The organism is Bacillus sp. RE35 (assembly GCF_052146655.1).
Taxonomy (GTDB): domain Bacteria; phylum Bacillota; class Bacilli; order Bacillales; family Bacillaceae_G; genus Bacillus_A; species Bacillus_A cereus.
In genome coordinates this window covers 2,237,528-2,254,855 of the sequence record NZ_CP197377.1, presented here as the reverse complement: position 1 = coordinate 2,254,855, position 17,328 = coordinate 2,237,528, and the positions used below count along the sequence as shown (strand labels likewise).

Below are 17,328 nucleotides of genomic sequence, written 5' to 3'. Positions count from 1 at the left end.
TCCTTACTTGTTTTATATTTGAGTTTTTCCTATTATAAGGATCATAAAGTTGTAAAAAAATATGTTATATATTGACTTAAAATAGGAAACATGAAATATAATTAAACTTACAAACGCTATTTAATTATGTTCATGACTCACATATTAATTATATGTTTTTAATAATTGACTGCTTAGATTAAATACCTAAACTTACGGGTTTATTTTATTTTTCCACGTTTATCTCTTAGGTTTAAATACACATATTAATTTGAATATACTCAACAATTAACAGTGCCATTTTTTTATATAAATATACATTATTTCTTTACTAAGATTGTGTTCTCTTTTTAAACATGAAGCCGTTTGTATTATAGAGAACTCTCATATAATATATTGAAAAATTCATTTTATATTTTATTCCAATACACTGTGAAAAGGATTGAAGTTAAAATCCCTATCATTCAACCATTTATGACAGCTAGAAATTGAATGTACCTTCACTTAATTTTAACTATTTAAATATAAAACAAAAAAAGACAGATTCCTTTTCATTAAGGATCTGTCCTTTTAATTAATAATGATAAATTGTAATATAATTGAAGATCCTTGCGATGGAGGTTGAGTATCCAATAAAGTTAATTTACCAGTACTCACCTCATATAATGGCTGTGGTTGCATTATTCCATTAATAAATAAATTAATATATGAAACTTCACTAGGCGATAATATATTCGTTGTACCATATTGAGGTATCCCATCGGCATCTGTATATATAAGTTTCTCTCCATCTGCAAAAGTATAATATAACAAATTGGTTGTTGTTATAGGGCCAATACCCCCGGTAGGACCTGTTGCTCCGGTTGGGCCCGTTATTCCAATTGGTCCCGTTTCTCCGGTTAGCCCGGTTACTCCAGTTGGGCCCGTTATTCCAGTCGGGCCCGTTTCTCCAGTTGGACCTGTTGCTCCGGTCGGGCCCGTTATTCCGGTTGGGCCTGTTATTCCGGTTGCTCCTGTTATCCCTGTTGCTCCCGTTATTCCGGTTGCTCCTGTTATCCCTGTTACTCCCGTCGGGCCCGTTATTCCGGTTGCTCCTGTTATTCCGGTTGCTCCTGTTATCCCTGTTGCTCCCGTTATTCCGGTTGCTCCTGTTATCCCTGTTACTCCCGTCGGTCCCGTTATTCCGGTTGCTCCTGTTATTCCGGTTGCTCCCGTCGGTCCCGTTATTCCGGTTGCTCCTGTTATCCCTGTTGCTCCCGTTATTCCGGTTGCTCCTGTTATCCCTGTTACTCCCGTCGGTCCCGTTATTCCGGTTGCTCCTGTTATCCCTGTTACTCCCGTCGGTCCCGTTATTCCGGTTGCTCCTGTTATCCCTGTTGCTCCCGTCGGTCCCGTTATTCCTATTGCTCCGGTTACTCCGGTTGCTCCTGTTATTCCGGTCGGTCCCGTTTCTCCGGTTGCTCCTGTTATTCCGGTCGGCCCCGTTATTCCAGTCGGCCCTGTTGCTCCTGTTGGAATATAAATTGGTGGAAGAATCGGAAATGTAGGTCCAATATTTTCTGGTCCTATCATCCCCTTATTCAATGATAAATTGTCATTGCGTTTCAATTTAATACCTCATTCCACATGTTTTTTAATTCATACACATCATTATGACCCTATCATTAAAGAATAACTTTATAACTATTCTCTTTTTCCTTCCCAAAGAATTATTACATATATTAAACATTTTACCGTTGCTATAACCACTTTAATTAATATAATAAATTAATCATTCTATTTAAAAAGATGAGGTGATTTATATTCAAGATAATAATGAAATTAGAAAAAAAGAAATAATGTCAATGGCCCTTGACATTATTTTCCCTTACAGGCTTACTGGACCTACGGGGCCTACTGGAAGTACTGGGCTTACCGGGAGTACTGGGTCTACCGGAAGTACTGGGCCTACCGGAAGTACTGGGCCTACCGGAAGTACTGGGCCTACCGGAAGTACTGGTTCAATCGTTACAACAAACTCTATGTTCGCTAATAATACATCAGGTGGTCCTGTTTCAGTCATATTAGGAGGAACAAACATTCCACTTTCAAATAACCAAAGTCTTGGTAATTTTACAGTTAACGCTTCAAATGACGTATTTACAATTCCTGTAACTGGAAGATATCATTTAACCTATCAAGTTAATACGACAACCGCTCTACTTGCTGGAACTAGACTACTATTAAACGCTTCTACGCCAATTCCTGGCTCTATTTTTTCTCCCGCTTTATCAACTTCAAATTATAGTAATAATTTAATTACTAATTTAAATGCTGGTAATACAATTTCACTACAATTATTTGGTATATTATCCGTCGTGAATTTAGTTGGAGGTGGATCAACAGGTGCCTCTCTTACAATTATACGAATTGATTAAAAAATGATTCATTCTTTTTATAATAAACAATCTAAATACTCAATTGATAAATATTACGATAGTGATTAAGTAATAAAAATAAATTGTACTATATCCATAGTAGAAAACATCTATACTAAATTTTCCGTATATATATTATCAATTTACACTTCCCCCATGTCGATGTTACATTAAAGATGAAGATCGTTTCTTCTTTACAGACCATCTCAATATGTATTTGAGGAACATCTCCAATCCTATACGCGAGAGCAATACTATATTGACACTCAATTGAGTGTCTTTTTTTATATTCAAAAAAATAAAACCATCTCTTATAGATGGTTTTAACAATACACATTTACTTTTACTCTTTATATTATTGCCAGCTTATAAAGCTGGATAATAAATAGTCATACTTAACCGAGTTAATGTTCTTCCTGAATTAGTATAAGTATGCGGTCTATCCGCCTTAAAGCGAATTGAGTCTCCATTATTTAACGTATATTGACAATCATTTATGTCAATTGTCAATTTCCCTTCAAATACCGTTATAAACTCTTCTGTTCCTTCTTTATGCGCTTCTGAACTTAATTTCCCTTCTGTATCAATTTCAACCATATAGATTTCAAAATTCCTATCATCTTGGAAAGGAAATGAGGGATACACCTTATATCTCCCATTGTCTTCAGACAATACTTGAACATCATTTCGTAAAACTACTTTCGTATCAGGCTGTGGATTATTAATTAAAGAGGTAAATGATACTTTCAAACCATTAGCAATTTTCCATATTGTTGTTAGTGTCGGGCTTGAATCTCCTCTTTCTATCTGTCCAATCATTGTTTTACTTACACCTGTTAATTGAGAGACCTTTTCTAAACTTAATTTTTCTTTTTCACGTATTGATTTTAAATTTTTTGCCAGAATAAGTTGAATTTCTTCCATAAAAAACACTCCTACACTGTATACAATATAACGACCGTTATGTATAATAAAAAGCACACGTTATATTGTTCTTTTTGGTCATTATAACACACAAAAAATAGGGGGTTTTGAAATGCCTATATTTTCTTTTTTGTTATTTGTATTTATAAGTAGCTTCACACCTGGTCCCAACAATTTCTTAGCTATGACATACGCAAATCAACATGGATTAAAGAGAAGCATAAACTTTTGCTTTGGAGTAGCATTCGGTTTTTTCATCCTCACTTCTTTATGCAGTTTCTTTAATATTGTATTAATTAATATTATCCCTATAATTGAATTTCCTTTAAAAATTTTAGGTGTCGCGTATATGCTATATTTAGCCTTTAAAATAATTACTAGTAAAGGCGGTGCAGATCACAATGAAAAAAATAATAAAAACTTATTTACAGTGGGTATTTTCATTCAATTTGTTAATCCAAAAGGAATATTATTCGGACTCACAGTAGTCTCTACTTTTATACTCCCCTACTACAATTCATATTCAAGTTTTCTGCTTTTCTCATTATTTCTAGGTATAGTCGGTTTACTGAGTACATTTAGTTGGAGTTTATTTGGTTCAATATTCCAAAAATTATTAGTAAAACATAACCAATTATTCAACATCATTATGGCTGTTTTATTAGTTTTCAGTGCCGTTTCAATCGTTATACACTAATTCGATGCTCATTTTAGATTTTGTACTTTTTAATACCACTCTTTATCAATCAGACTACTTTATATACTAATCCATCCACATACCCTATGTGGTTTAAAACTTTTAAGAGGAAACCTTCTAACAATAGGTTTCCTTCCATATCATATTAAATAAGAAGCAGGTTAAATAAGGAGGTGATTTTGATTAAGACTACTTTAATTTCTCATTTTTACAATGAAGAATATTTACTTCCATGGTGGTTAATGCACCATACAAAGCTATTTGATCATGGCATTCTTATTAACCGTGGATCCACTGATCGTTCAGTTGAAATCTGTAAAACATTCGCTCCTAATTGGGAAATACGAAACTCAAAATCACTCGAATTTGATGCTTATTTAGTTGATCAAGAAGTTATGGAAATTGAAAGAGAAATTACAGGATGGAAAATGGTATTGAATACGACAGAATTCCTGTGCTGTTATAATAAAGAACAATTTTTCAAATCACTTAACACTATGAGCGGCAATATGTTTTCAATAAGAATGATTATGATGATTGATGAACCGACTCATGGCTACACTAATCCAAGATATAGCTCTCCGCTTGTTAAACAACGTTATCACGGCATAATAATTCAACCTAATCCAAACCAACTATATCTTAACGGTAGATTAATTCACAATAATTCGCACGGGAACTATAGAGTCGGGAGACATGGTTCGCATTATCCTTATAGCATTTACATGGAACCTGCTTTTATTTTTAAATTTTTTTATAGTCCATGGAACGATGCAATGAAAAAACGAAAATTACAAATTGGGCCGACTCTTTCTCAACATAGTGTACGACGCGGATTAGGTTCTCATCACTTAACAACAATTGAAAAATTAGAAAAAAAATACAAATACTATGCAACCTTAACTACGGATCTCCGGTTATTCCCAGAATACCAAATTATATTTCCTGATCTTTGTCCTTAATGTCATGAATATTTAGTTTCGACATCCATCCGTTTTTTATTAACATACCAACTCCAACTAAATACTTTTCTCTAGTAGAAATCTGAGCTAGAACTCTTGCTGCACGGAAATTCCTCTTATTTAATCTCGTATCACTAGCCTATAATCTTTCATACCATTTCATTAAGCACTTGATGTTGGATCAGAAATAAAAAATGGTAGTTCATTTGGAAAATTTTCAATTTCAGATTTTATACCTTCTAAAACAAAGAATTCAAACAATAGAACCTAAACTAAGATTTTAAGTTATGGCTTTATTTTTTTCTTATTATTCACTTTAAAATCTTTTTATAATAATATTGAAAAATACGGTATAATATAAATTACTGTTCTTTAGGAGGATCACAATGGCTGATAAGTATAAATTTTTTATTCTCATTGTTACCGCATTTTTTTCATTCTTTTCTTTAATAAAAGATTTTCGCAACACTTCAAAAAGTTTCTTTTGGGGTAGTTTTATCATTCTTACAAGCTTCATGATACTATTAATACATGCTCTAGATTTAACTCAAATACTTTTTTATCCAAAGCAAATTGCGCTTGAATTTATTACAATACCACGTAAATTATTTCTACCATCTGTCACTGAGGCCGCCAGTTTCCCTCCAACACTAAAATAATAATTTGATTAAGAGCTCTTTCTAAAAGAGCTCTCTTTTTTAACATAAACATACCATATACAAAATCCACCCTTAACCACTTAATTACTTATAAGAACCTAACTTATAAAACGCATAATAATTATACTTATTTACTAGTATACAAGCCGTATCTCTTAGTAGAAGCACAGCATAATATACGATACAGGACAAAACTTTCAAAAAACTTGTCTAAGTTAATTCTCAAAAAGGGGTGAATATAAATGCCTATCGTTAAACCTTTTATAGCCGGAAGACGATTTGTAAGTACGGCCGCAACAGGAACTGCTGCTGGTGCAGATTTAACTTTTGCTAACACAGACTTCACTGATGACACTGGTGCTGTAACAACATTCCCTGCTTCTTATGCCTTTTTAACACTTTATATTAATGGTGTTATTCAAACAGGTGATACTATTACTGGTGTGACTACTACAGCTGCTACTATTGTAGGAGGAGCAGTCCTAGATGGAGGCACTCCTATCGCAATTGAATTTACTATAACGTAAATTTAGTTGTCTTTTTAGAGGTTTCATTGAAAGAAACCTCTAATTTTAAAAATTCACATCAATTTTAGTAGCAACTACATAATACAGTGCACATACTAGATAGAATGATAGAATTTTATACTCACTCTCAAAAAGAGCACTTATCTATAGCGATCTTTTATATAGCGCAATAATTTTTCGCCTATTTGCTCTTGGAGAACCGACTAAGCAGTTAGTTAAATTAGCTAACTGCTTTTTCCATATAGTATTTATTATTATTCATAGCTTTATCCGTAATAGTAATGCTTGTGCACTATCTACTATAAATTTTCATATATTGTATTATGCTTGTCCAAAATGTGAAGTTAATACTCACGAAATCTAAATACAAGAAAGGAGTGAAAATATGCGCTCATCCATTCGTAAATTCGCTAATTTTAATTGTGAAGCACAAGCACCTAGTTCACTACCTGCCCTAGGTTTTGCCTTCAATGCTACTTCACCTCAATTTGCAACATTATTTACACCACTACTATTACCTAGTACAGGCCCAAATCCTAACATTACTGTCCCTGTAATTAATGATACAATTAGTACTGGAACTGGTATTAAAATTCAGGTAGCTGGTATTTATCAAATTAGCTATACATTAACGATTAGCCTTGATAACGTCCCATTAGCCCCGGAAGCAGCTCGCTTTTTCTTGACATTAAATTCATCGACTAATATTATTGCAGGATCCGGATCCGCAGTCCGTTCTAATATTATCGGAACTGGTGAAGTCGATGTATCAAGTGGGGTCATTCTAATTAACTTAAACCCTGGTGATTTAATTCAAATTGTCCCCGTTGAAGTAATAGGTACAGTAGATATTCGTTCTGCAGCGTTAACAGTTGTGCAAATTCGTTAATAAAGTGAAACTTTAATCAGCCCTCACCAATGGGCTTTTATGAGCAGTCCAGCCCCCACCTAACTTCTTTGCTTCCGCTAAATTTTAAGGTGGGGGTCTTACTGTCCGGCAAATAGCAGGATAAAAACAAAAGACTTAGCTAATTAATATTTATTGTTCCTTATACACAATATCTTTTTATAGATTTGACACACATTTATATTAAACAAGCATATTTTATTGTATGACTATATAGTCATACAAATCTAAAGCGTTCATAAAAGCACACTTATATGTGTGCTTTATTTTTAATTAAAACCTACAACATCCTCACACAATATCCATATATTATCTTGATTCCTCTCTAAATGTATGGTTTGTCTCAGAGCGCTTTTAACAGCGCTCTTTTTATTTAAACTCCGATTTTTAAAGTTCGATTTTATGATTTACGTTATTATACACATGCTACGCTACTTTTGAAACAAGGTATACATCCAAAGACTGTAAGTGAACACTTCAGTTATAAAGATATGTTCATAACATTAAATCGCTATTCACATGTTTTGCCTGGAATGCAGGTGGATGCTGTTAAAATATGTAGTGAAAGACCATTTGGATAGTAATATTTGCAAATATAAAAAATGCGGTTTCTCCTCTCAAGAGAAACCGCAACATATCAATGCTTTTACTATATTTTAAACTGACTCGTATACAAATCAAAATAAAACCCTCTATCTTCCATGAGAGATTCATGATTCCCTCTTTCTAAAATATTTCCATCTTTTATAACAAGAATTTGATCTGCTTTTTCAATTGTTTTAAGTCGATGAGCGATCACAAAACTTGTGCGACCTCTCATTAAATTATTTAGTCCTGCTTGTATTTGTAATTCTGTTCTTGTATCAATATTTGATGTCGCTTCATCGAGAATTAATATATCTGCATCTGCTAAAATTGCTCGTGCAATCGCAAGAAGTTGTTTTTGTCCTTGACTTAAATTCGATCCTTCTGAAGCAATTTCTGTTTCATATTGATTTGGCAAATGCTTAATAAAAGAATGTGCAGATGCTGCCTTAGCTGCAGTGATAACTTCTTCATCACTAGCATCTAAGCGTCCATAACGGATATTATCCATAATCGAACCAGCAAATAAATACGTATCCTGTAAAACTACTCCTATTTTACTTCGTAAAGAATTAATATCATAATCTTTTATATCTTTTCCATCAATATGAATTTGTCCTTGCTGTATATCGTAAAAGCGAGTCAACAAATTAATGATTGTTGTTTTCCCTGATCCAGTCGGACCAACTAAAGCAATTGTCTCTCCTGGCTGCGCTTTAAGACTCACTTCTTTTAAAATCGTTTTATTTTCTGCGTAGCCAAATGAAACATTCTCAAGTGCAACATGCCCTTGTAAATTTTGTACAACGAATGCGTCTTTTTTATTTTGAATTTCTGGTACCTCATCCATAATTTCAAAAACACGTTCTCCACCAGCAACTGCCGCTTGAATTGTATTCATTAAAGTCGCAAATTGACTTAGCGGTCTTGAGAATTGACGAGAATAATTAATAAAAGCCGCAATAACTCCTACTGTTGTCATTCCGTTTAAGACCATAACTGATCCAGTCCCAATGACAAGGCCCATACCTAAATTATTAATAAAGTTCATACTTGGAAAAATAAAAGCTGAAAATGTATCAGCCTTCGTAGCTGAAACTCTTAGCTGTTCATTAATTTTATTGAAATTTTGTACAGTTTCTTTTTCTTTTCCGTACAACGTTGTAACATCCGCACCTGTAATTGCTTCCTCAATAAATCCATTTAATTCACCTAAATCTTTTTGACGCTTCGCAAAGTTTTTACCACTATATGCAACTAGTTTTTTTGTAACGTAAAACATAATAGGTACTGTAATTAAAGTTACAATTGCTAAAATCCAATTTAAGGCGAACATTGCAATCGTTACACCTATAAAAGTTAATGCTGATGAAATAATTTGTACAACGCTTTGTGTCAAAGCTTGATTCAAATTATCTATATCATTTGTCACACGGCTCATTAAATCACCTTGAGAACGCACATCAAAGAACCGTAAAGAAAGCGTTTGGATTTTCTCAAAAATATCTTGTCGTATTTTTTGAATTGTTTTTAATGCAACGTTAATCATGACAAACGTTTGTAACCATGTTAAAAGTACAGTTACACCATAAATCGCGATAAGTAACATACACATTCTTGCTGTACCACTTAAATCTTTCGGTACAATATATTGATCTATAATAACTCCCATAAAATAGGGACCTAATAATCCAAGTAATGTAGTAACAACGACTAGAAATATAACAAACATAAGAGCAGCTTTTTGATAGCCCATATAGTTCCATACCCGCATTACAGTTCCTTGAGCATTTTTAGCTTTTCCCATCTTTGGGGTGTTTCGTCCACCTTTATTAGCAAATTGCCCTTGAAAATTACGCATGTTCTTCCCCACCTTCTTTATCTAAATTACCACCTTGGGAAAGATAAATTTCCTGATAAACCTCACTTTGTTCTAACAATTGTTCATGTGTACCATTGCCAACTAATTCACCATTATCTAATACAAGTATTTTATCCGCATCCATTATGGAAGAAATTTTAGACGCAATTAATAAAGTTGTTGTGCCTTTATATTTTGTTTTTAAAGCTATTTGAATAGTAGCCTCTGATTTTGCATCAACTGCTGATGTAGAATCATCTAATATGAGAATCGGTGGCTTTCTCACAAGTGCCCTTGCAATTGATACACGTTGTTTTTGTCCACCTGATAGATTTGTCGCGCCTTGTGTTAAATTATATTGATAAGATTCTTCGAGCTTATTGATAAACTCAGTCGCACAAGCTGATGCAGCTGCTACTTCCAGCTCGTCATGTGTTGCATCTTCTTTACCATAACGTAAATTTTCTTCTATACTGCCTGAGAACAACAACGCCTTCTGAGGTACAAACCCTATTGAAGCACGGAGTTTTTGCAAATCATATTTTTTAACATCTATTCCATCTATACATATTTCACCATGATCCACATCATATAGACGTGGTAACAGTTTCGCTAAGGTAGATTTACCACTTCCAGTTGATCCAATAATCCCTACTTTTTCACCTTTTTGTATGCTAAACGAAATATCTTTTAAAACGTATTCATTATTTTTCGTATAGCTATAACTAACATTTTTAAATTCGATATTTCCTTCAATTTTCTCAGGTTCGATTGCATTCGCTTCGCTTATTATATCAACCTCGGTATTTAACACTTGCTGTACACGATCCGCAGATGGAAAAGCTCTCGCAATTTGAATAAATACCATGCTAATCGACATAAGTGACATTAAAATGATATTCAAGTAATTAATAAATGCCAAAATCGCTCCTACTTGAAGCGTTCCATTGAATACTTTTTCTCCACCAATCCATAATGTTGCGACAATCCCGCCACTTACAACTAGCATAATGATTGGCATCATTAAAGAAATAAGCTGCACAGCTCGAATATTTATCTTCGTTAAATTTGTATTTACACTTCCAAATTGAGCGATTTCATATTTTTGTCTTACATACGCTTTTATAACACGTACACCAGATAAATTTTCTTGTAACTTTGTATTCACTTTGTCCAATGCCTCTTGCACCTTTTTAAATGTACCACTTGCTTTACTTGCAATTAAAATAATCGCAAGTAATAAAATCGGAACAACTACAAGTAATATTGGAAATAACTCTCTTGCTGTTACAAAAACAATAATTATACTTCCGATAAATAACAGCGGACCACGAACGAGAACACGTAATGTCATCGTCATTGCTGATTGAATGGAAGTGATATCATTCGTCACGATCGTTAATAATTTACCTGTTCCAAATGAATCACGATTATTACTAGAAAATGTTTCTATTTTCGCAAACACATCTTTTCGTATGTCAGTAGCGAAATTAACAGCTGCTTTTGTAGAATACATCATACACCCAAGCCCTCCAACTAAACCGAGTGCTGCTGCTCCTATCATAAGAAGCCCCATTTTTATTACATAATTTAAATCCCGATTTGCAATCCCAACATCAATGATATGTTGCATAATAGTCGGTTGAATTAAGTCCATCGCAACCTCAAGTACCATAAATAGCGGCCCAATAATAGCGAAGAACATGTATGGTTTTAAATACTGTAATAACTTACGAAATGATTTCATACATAATCTCCTTTTCCCATGAAATTACCACTGAATAATTCATATCCTTCCTTATTTAAGCGATATATTTTGTAATTTCTTTATTACTTCTATTATATTATGTAAATTAATATTTAACATTATTAAATGATAAGTATTAATGACTTTCTAGTCAATAAATGTGCTTTATATTATATAAATACAAAAACCGCATTCTTAATAAAAAGAATACGGTTTTTCATCTATATTTCTTCAATTGTAAAATGTAAAAACTCAGTCTCAAATCCCTTATTTTTAGAAGGACTACACGTGTAAAAACCTATTTTAACAGGCTCCTTCCCTATATCCTCCATTAAATGAGCGATTCTTATTTGTTCCCATTGATGGCCCTTTTTCACATATATTGTATAATCACCGCTTTTTCGAATAATTCGAAAACGAAGTTGTTGCTTAGCTGCTTCAGTTGGATAATCTTGCGTTGACCAGTCAGAATATCCATTATTCGTTACGACAGCACCTAAGTGAGATGGCCCTTCAGGGATATATTCTAAAGATGTTTTTAGCCAACAGTTCTCCGAAATCATAACAAAAAGACCTGCTTGATCGAATTTTGAATTTGGATTCATACATAACTGAACTTCAGCTTGAAAGTCTGTCATCATCTCATTATAAAATACATGACCATTCATTACTTCAAAACCATAATGTGTTTTAAGCCAAAAATCAGTTTCTGCTTTCGAACGGACAATAAACGCATGATTATCATTAATTTTATAGTATTCAGGTACATTCATTATAGTGAGTTGCTCAATATGTTCTGGTATATACGATATATTCATAGCTCCTCCATAATAAAGCATTTATATAGACATTTAAAACTCCGCTAATACTGGGAATTTATAACCTTTAAAATCTAACTCTTTATCACTTCGAACCATTAAATACTTGCTAGACTGTACTTCTGTAAACTGTACATCCTCAACCCCTAATTGATCCGGAGAAAAATAAAATTCGATTTCTGTAAACCTTTCATTGATTTCTCCACATAATTCATCTAAAACCGGAAGTACTGGCGCAAATACTCCAAATAATTTCAACTTTTCATTTTCTACTTCATAAACGATTAGAGCATCTAGTTTCTCTGAATAATACAATTTCTCATTCCATTCCGAATCATACATATTCAAATAAAATGAAGGATGGAAGTTTAAAGTTGAAAAACTATTTGAAAGTCTTTGGCTACTATCAATAGTTTCATGTATTAACTGTCTATTCTCTATATTATAGTAATCTAACTTTTTAAGTAGTGAATCGTTATTATTAATATTTTTATCATATGGTATAGTCATCAAATATTCCTGCACAACTTTAAATCCAAATGCTGTATATAGTTCAGGGTTTTCCGTAAACAATAATGCACATTCACATTTCTTATCGATTTCTTCTATCATTTTACCCATTAATTGTGTCATTAACCCTTGTCTACGAAAATTAGGGTGTGTCATTACTGATTGAATACCCGCTGCATTTATTTTTTCACCATTAATTAATAATGGGAGTGAAAATGCCGCAACATTTGCAATCACTTTATCTTCTTGTAAAAATGATAAAGCTTTATATGTATCATCCCAATATCCTTTATCCGAAAAATCATTCAATGTTTGAATTGTAATTCCAAACACTTCTTCAAATAAAGGAAATAACTGCTCTCTTTTCGGTTCTTCTATTAGAAGACTTGCCAATTTTTCAACATTCCCCATGTTGTACCTCCAAATGTTAAATTCCATTAAATTAGATATACTTATATGACCTACTCTTAAAAATAGAGGTCTTACCAATCAATATACTATCACAAAACATAAAAAAAAAGTCTAATTAATTTTATGTTTTGACTATTTGAAAATAAGTCGAATAAAACGATATTAAGATTTCTGGATATTAATTAGTTTATTATACAAAAATAGCGCTTTCTAATTAGCTTTTACTAATAGAAATACACTATTTATAATAAAATATTTTTAGTCTTTTATTCCTTCAAGTCTTTCCTTCGTATTAATTTCTTCTCCACTTATACGCTTTTCAAAAGACTTTCTCCAACTACATGAAAGTGCATTTACTTCTAATATCCTTTTTACCCCTTCAATATTTTGTTTTTCCTTATGCATGATACGATTAGCAAACGCTACTGAAACACCTTTTGGATCAGACTGTAGTTTTTTTAAGGTATCGACTGATGATACCCATCCTTCTTTTAATACACGAAAATAAAATCCTGTATATCCTGTTTCTTGAAAATATAGTGGTAACTTTGGAATATTATATTTTTTTGCTAATTTAAAACAAGGTTGCCTTGGTTGTGTTACCTGTACGATTGCCTGTCCTAGCTCAAACGTATCACCAATACAAACATCCTCTTCGCGCATACCACTAACTGTTATATTTTCTCCGAAAGCCCCATATACAAAATCTTGATTCAATTCTTTTTCCCAATATGGATAGTGATCACCAGTATAAACACAAACTGCTTTATCTACTCCTCCATGATGAACTAAGTCAGCTTGTCCATCCCCATTAAATTTTACAAAGGATAAATATACCGGTTCCTTTACTTGTTTCTTATTTATGCCTGTATGAATTACTTTTCCGCCGTATGTAACCTCTTTTGGTAATCCTATATTTAAAGATAATAATTGATATTCATTAGCCATTCTATTTCCTCCTTTAAAGGTGTTACATGTATTTTCTCTCGATTAATTTTTACAACCCTCTCTGTTATATAAAGATGATTATAAAACCTCTAAAATCATTGTTCAATTCAATTATTTATATAATAATGATAGGTATAACCTATTATTATACTTGAGGTGATTCCAATCGAATTACGACAACTTGAATACTTTTTAGCTGTTTCAAAAGAATTACATTTCACAAAAGCAGCTGAGAAATTAAATATTTCACAGCCTTCACTAAGTCAACAAATACGTGCATTAGAGCATGAAGTAGGAATGCCACTTTTCGATCGAATTGGTAAAAAAATATCATTAACTGAAGCAGGGAAGATTTTATTATCACATAGTAAAACCATTTTTCATGAAGTCGAACAAGCTCGTTCAGCTATTCAAGACCTAAACGGATTACAGCAAGGTTCCTTAACAATAGGGGCTTTGTTAACCGTCGTAAATTATTTACTACCACCAGCTATTTTAAATTTTAACAATTTATATCCTAATATAGAGCTTTCTGTATTAGGGCTTCGTACAGGAGATATTCGTGAAAAATTATTACAAAACGAACTAGATATTGGAATTACATTTCTCCCGGTGCAAGATAAAGAGATTATCTCCATCCCTCTATACAAAAGCGATCTTACATTGGTCGTGCCCACTGGTCATCGATTAGCTGAACGTAATCATGTATCTATTGCTGAATTACAGAACTACCCTTTAATTCTTTTACCTAAAAATTTCTTTTTAACCGAACTAATTACATCTCATTGTCAAAAGTTAAACTTTAAACCAAGGCCAATTTTAGAAATTAGTACGATGGAATCTTTAATCCAAATGGTTTCCAAAGGAATGGGAATTACAGTGTTACCCAAACCATATATAGACTTTTTACAAAATAAAAACATTCAAGCTATTAAAATAGAAAACCCTACTCCAATAATTGAAATAGGGCTAATTTATAGAAAAGATAAATATATGTGTGCTGCAACTCGAGAATTTATTGAGCAACTAAAAATCACAGTACGTTCTTTCCAAAACTAAACAAAAGAGATTATCCTATGAAACCGTTTCACAACAATTTAGTAGAATAATCTCTTTTCAAAACAAAGTAAACATTATATTTAACTCTTATAAACTTTAATGTACCTTTTTAGATATTGGAATATATTTAGTAAAATATGCACCAACTAGCAATAATACAATTGAAAATAACCAAGTAAAAGCACCGCCAAAATGAAACCAATATGCAAACATATTTAAGATTGCAAGTGAAAAGAAGCAAATAGAAGTTACCGCACTTTTCAATCCTTTTATCCCAGACTTTTTTCTCTTTTGATAAGCAATATACATCGCAATAATAAGAAAAAAGATAAGAACAAATGGTAACATAACTTTTAGCATTTGTAATCCCTCCAGTATAAATGCACTCTTTACATCACCATCTTATCCCATTTATCTTTTAGGTATCAATTCATTCTTATCTTCCTTCCAAAAGTCAGTATAAGTTTTATTTTTAAAGTTCACGTTCACCTCAGAAAACGGCATACTTCCTCCAACTTTCAATGAATACCAGTCGTTTAAAAGTGGTGATCCGAAACAAATCTTCATTGTACGATCATGTAAATCGAATAATACAGAATGTAAAGTTCCAAACCATTCTTCATAGTTATGCACAGTAAGTCCAGCAGGATATTCTTCTTCTACTAACTTTTTTAAAGACTCTATGCTTACTTGTTCACATCTATTTAAATGCTCATGTAAAAGGTAATATCTCTTTGTTGATTGTTCTAATTTCCTATTATTTAATTTCTGAATTGATGAACTAACTGCATGGTTTGTTGATACAATAAAAGCTTGTTTTTCATCATCAATCATTATTGTGGATTTATGACCGTCAAATATTTCAATATATGCTGCATTTAAAGGATCAGCTATTATTAAATTAATATTACTAGCAATTGGGATTTCTTCTATTAGTAACTTAGCTTCCTGCACATTTTTACATTTCTCCAACAACAATCGAATTACCGCAAAACATTGTAAACCACTCACCATTGGCTTTCTTAAACCTGCAATATTTCCTACTGGTTGACCACATGCTGAAAATGTAACAGCTAATCCATGCTCGTTTATCCCTTCCGTTCGGCCAAAATATTGAGTAGAAAAGCCACTATGTGCATACGCACCTTCAACATGAGTTGAACAAAAACGCATATCATCTATTACTGGTGACAAATCATAATTCCTTAATACATATGTGTGCTCTAAATCGGTCTTTTTAGGTAATACTGCACAATGACTACAACCTGCTTTCAATAGTGTTTGATAGTAATACATCATATTTTTTGAAGGAATTTTTAACACTTCACAAAACCCCTCAATTTCTTCATTTATGCCTGGACAATGTTTGTTTAGTATATTTCTCGATTCTGTCCAATGGTTATTAGATATTACATTTTCTTCGTGTATAAATTGCGGGATGAGATACGGATTTTGTTTCACGAATTCCCCTTGTTGCTTTCCAATCTCATAATAACTTCCTTTTAATGATGAAAAATACCCCTTTACTTGATACATCAAACTCCCCCTCACATTGGATATATCCATATCGTACCAAATGGATTTCATTCATCCTTGATGTTTTTTACTATCTTTCTTTAACACCATCCCATTTTAATATCTCCACTAATAATTATTTACTAGACAATTAAAGTTTTGTTAATATTGCTGTAATAGCTTTATTTCAAAATAAAGTAGTTTGGATATCAAATGAGCAAAATACTTTGTTAAACCCACTTATAAGCAATCATCTAATTCATGAAATCAAAAAACTTATTTATCAAAATAAAAGGAGAATTTATGTATGATTAATTGCAAACCAATTGATGAATTAACTATTGAAGACCTAAAACAAAACCCCATATGGGAATGGGCAATAGATGAAGAGGAAAATGAAGAACATGACGAAACATGGGTAAAACCAGCAACAACTACTAATTTTACAGAAGAATTAAACGGTTCAATCGTACTAGGCGAATTATTCTTACATAATGGTGAAAAATTCCCTATGATGTGTGAAATTGATATTGAAGGTGACGAGGCCGTAATTCGTTCTGTTGTTTATTATAAGGAAGCAAAAAATGAGTATATTGCTATAGAAGATATTGTGAAAACGGTCGAAATGCCGTTATCGATTATTATTAATCTTACAATTCATGCAGAATCAAAAACCTTACGCTTCACTGCACATAAAGTAGACATTTATAAAAATTCAATAACGACTAATTTAAAGTAAAGTTGGTCGAAATATAGAAAACCATTATGAAATAAAAACTGGGAAATCATTAACGATTCCCCA

The 17,328-nt window shown here is 32.5% G+C and carries 17 protein-coding genes; 8 read left to right on the top strand and 9 right to left on the bottom strand.

The features are described from left to right. Positions 1 to 549: 549 nt before the first annotated feature. Positions 550 to 1,587, bottom strand: a complete 1,038-nt coding sequence (locus ACTL4X_RS11725) for a DUF4183 domain-containing protein (protein ID WP_441395043.1) — start codon at positions 1,585 to 1,587, stop codon at positions 550 to 552. A gap of 185 nt (positions 1,588 to 1,772) precedes the next feature. Here ACTL4X_RS11725 and ACTL4X_RS11720 point away from each other — a divergent pair, with 185 nt between their 5' ends. Then, the gene (locus tag ACTL4X_RS11720) at positions 1,773 to 2,396 is read left to right on the top strand and encodes a BclA C-terminal domain-containing protein (protein ID WP_025690058.1); all 624 of its coding nucleotides are present in this window, start codon (positions 1,773 to 1,775) and stop codon (positions 2,394 to 2,396) included. A 366-nt stretch (positions 2,397 to 2,762) separates the two neighbouring features. Here ACTL4X_RS11720 and ACTL4X_RS11715 read toward each other — a convergent pair whose 3' ends face one another. Next, complete coding sequence (locus tag ACTL4X_RS11715) at positions 2,763 to 3,377, bottom strand: helix-turn-helix domain-containing protein (protein WP_130813712.1); 615 nt, start codon at positions 3,375 to 3,377, stop codon at positions 2,763 to 2,765. 55 nt (positions 3,378 to 3,432) lie between these two features. Here ACTL4X_RS11715 and ACTL4X_RS11710 point away from each other — a divergent pair, with 55 nt between their 5' ends. The 5 genes from ACTL4X_RS11710 (at position 3,433) to exsF (ending at position 7,054) form a co-directional block, all read left to right on the top strand. Then, the gene (locus ACTL4X_RS11710) at positions 3,433 to 4,017 is read left to right on the top strand and encodes a LysE family translocator (RefSeq protein WP_016122493.1); all 585 of its coding nucleotides are present in this window, start codon (positions 3,433 to 3,435) and stop codon (positions 4,015 to 4,017) included. Positions 4,018 to 4,196: 179 nt separating this feature from the next. Beyond that, on the top strand, positions 4,197 to 4,979 hold the full coding sequence (locus ACTL4X_RS11705) for a glycosyltransferase family 2 protein (RefSeq protein WP_000598284.1): 783 nt from the start codon (positions 4,197 to 4,199) through the stop codon (positions 4,977 to 4,979). Between the two features lie 386 nt (positions 4,980 to 5,365). After that, a complete protein-coding gene (locus ACTL4X_RS11700) occupies positions 5,366 to 5,638 on the top strand; it encodes a hypothetical protein (protein ID WP_000774114.1) in 273 nt (90 codons plus the stop codon). A 242-nt stretch (positions 5,639 to 5,880) separates the two neighbouring features. Next, on the top strand, positions 5,881 to 6,165 hold the full coding sequence (locus ACTL4X_RS11695) for a DUF4183 domain-containing protein (RefSeq protein ID WP_001123247.1): 285 nt from the start codon (positions 5,881 to 5,883) through the stop codon (positions 6,163 to 6,165). A 385-nt stretch (positions 6,166 to 6,550) separates the two neighbouring features. Then, positions 6,551 to 7,054 (top strand): exosporium protein ExsF, encoded by a 504-nt coding sequence (exsF, locus tag ACTL4X_RS11690; RefSeq protein ID WP_001257871.1) that lies wholly within the window; start codon positions 6,551 to 6,553, stop codon positions 7,052 to 7,054. Between the two features lie 667 nt (positions 7,055 to 7,721). On the opposite strand, the gene ACTL4X_RS11685 is transcribed toward exsF, so the two are convergent. The 5 genes from ACTL4X_RS11685 to ACTL4X_RS11665 form a co-directional block, all read right to left on the bottom strand. After that, positions 7,722 to 9,518, bottom strand: a complete 1,797-nt coding sequence (locus tag ACTL4X_RS11685) for an ABC transporter ATP-binding protein (protein WP_001243560.1) — start codon at positions 9,516 to 9,518, stop codon at positions 7,722 to 7,724. Beyond that, positions 9,511 to 11,265, bottom strand: a complete 1,755-nt coding sequence (locus ACTL4X_RS11680; protein WP_078404845.1) for an ABC transporter ATP-binding protein — start codon at positions 11,263 to 11,265, stop codon at positions 9,511 to 9,513. Before ACTL4X_RS11680 ends, ACTL4X_RS11685 begins: the two co-directional genes overlap by 8 nt. Positions 11,266 to 11,486: 221 nt before the next feature. Continuing rightward, positions 11,487 to 12,083: a DUF1349 domain-containing protein gene (locus ACTL4X_RS11675; RefSeq protein ID WP_441395042.1), complete on the bottom strand. Its 597-nt coding sequence runs from the start codon at positions 12,081 to 12,083 to the stop codon at positions 11,487 to 11,489. 33 nt (positions 12,084 to 12,116) lie between these two features. Next, positions 12,117 to 13,004 carry a GNAT family N-acetyltransferase gene (locus ACTL4X_RS11670; protein WP_075676997.1) on the bottom strand — a complete coding sequence of 296 codons (888 nt, stop codon included), beginning with the start codon at positions 13,002 to 13,004 and terminating at the stop codon, positions 12,117 to 12,119. A 258-nt stretch (positions 13,005 to 13,262) separates the two neighbouring features. Next, positions 13,263 to 13,952, bottom strand: a complete 690-nt coding sequence (locus ACTL4X_RS11665; RefSeq protein ID WP_001262990.1) for an MOSC domain-containing protein — start codon at positions 13,950 to 13,952, stop codon at positions 13,263 to 13,265. Positions 13,953 to 14,108: 156 nt separating this feature from the next. On the opposite strand from ACTL4X_RS11665, the gene ACTL4X_RS11660 reads away from it, so the two are divergent. Then, the gene (locus tag ACTL4X_RS11660; protein WP_000612238.1) at positions 14,109 to 15,011 is read left to right on the top strand and encodes a LysR family transcriptional regulator; all 903 of its coding nucleotides are present in this window, start codon (positions 14,109 to 14,111) and stop codon (positions 15,009 to 15,011) included. A gap of 96 nt (positions 15,012 to 15,107) precedes the next feature. Here the strand turns inward: ACTL4X_RS11660 and ACTL4X_RS11655 are convergent, their stop codons facing one another. Continuing rightward, positions 15,108 to 15,371: a hypothetical protein gene (locus tag ACTL4X_RS11655; RefSeq protein ID WP_061457180.1), complete on the bottom strand. Its 264-nt coding sequence runs from the start codon at positions 15,369 to 15,371 to the stop codon at positions 15,108 to 15,110. 51 nt (positions 15,372 to 15,422) lie between these two features. Next, complete coding sequence (locus ACTL4X_RS11650) at positions 15,423 to 16,547, bottom strand: C45 family autoproteolytic acyltransferase/hydolase (RefSeq protein WP_000285228.1); 1,125 nt, start codon at positions 16,545 to 16,547, stop codon at positions 15,423 to 15,425. A gap of 286 nt (positions 16,548 to 16,833) precedes the next feature. On the opposite strand from ACTL4X_RS11650, the gene ACTL4X_RS11645 reads away from it, so the two are divergent. Continuing rightward, on the top strand, positions 16,834 to 17,265 hold the full coding sequence (locus ACTL4X_RS11645) for a hypothetical protein (RefSeq protein ID WP_441395041.1): 432 nt from the start codon (positions 16,834 to 16,836) through the stop codon (positions 17,263 to 17,265). Positions 17,266 to 17,328: the final 63 nt, after the last annotated feature.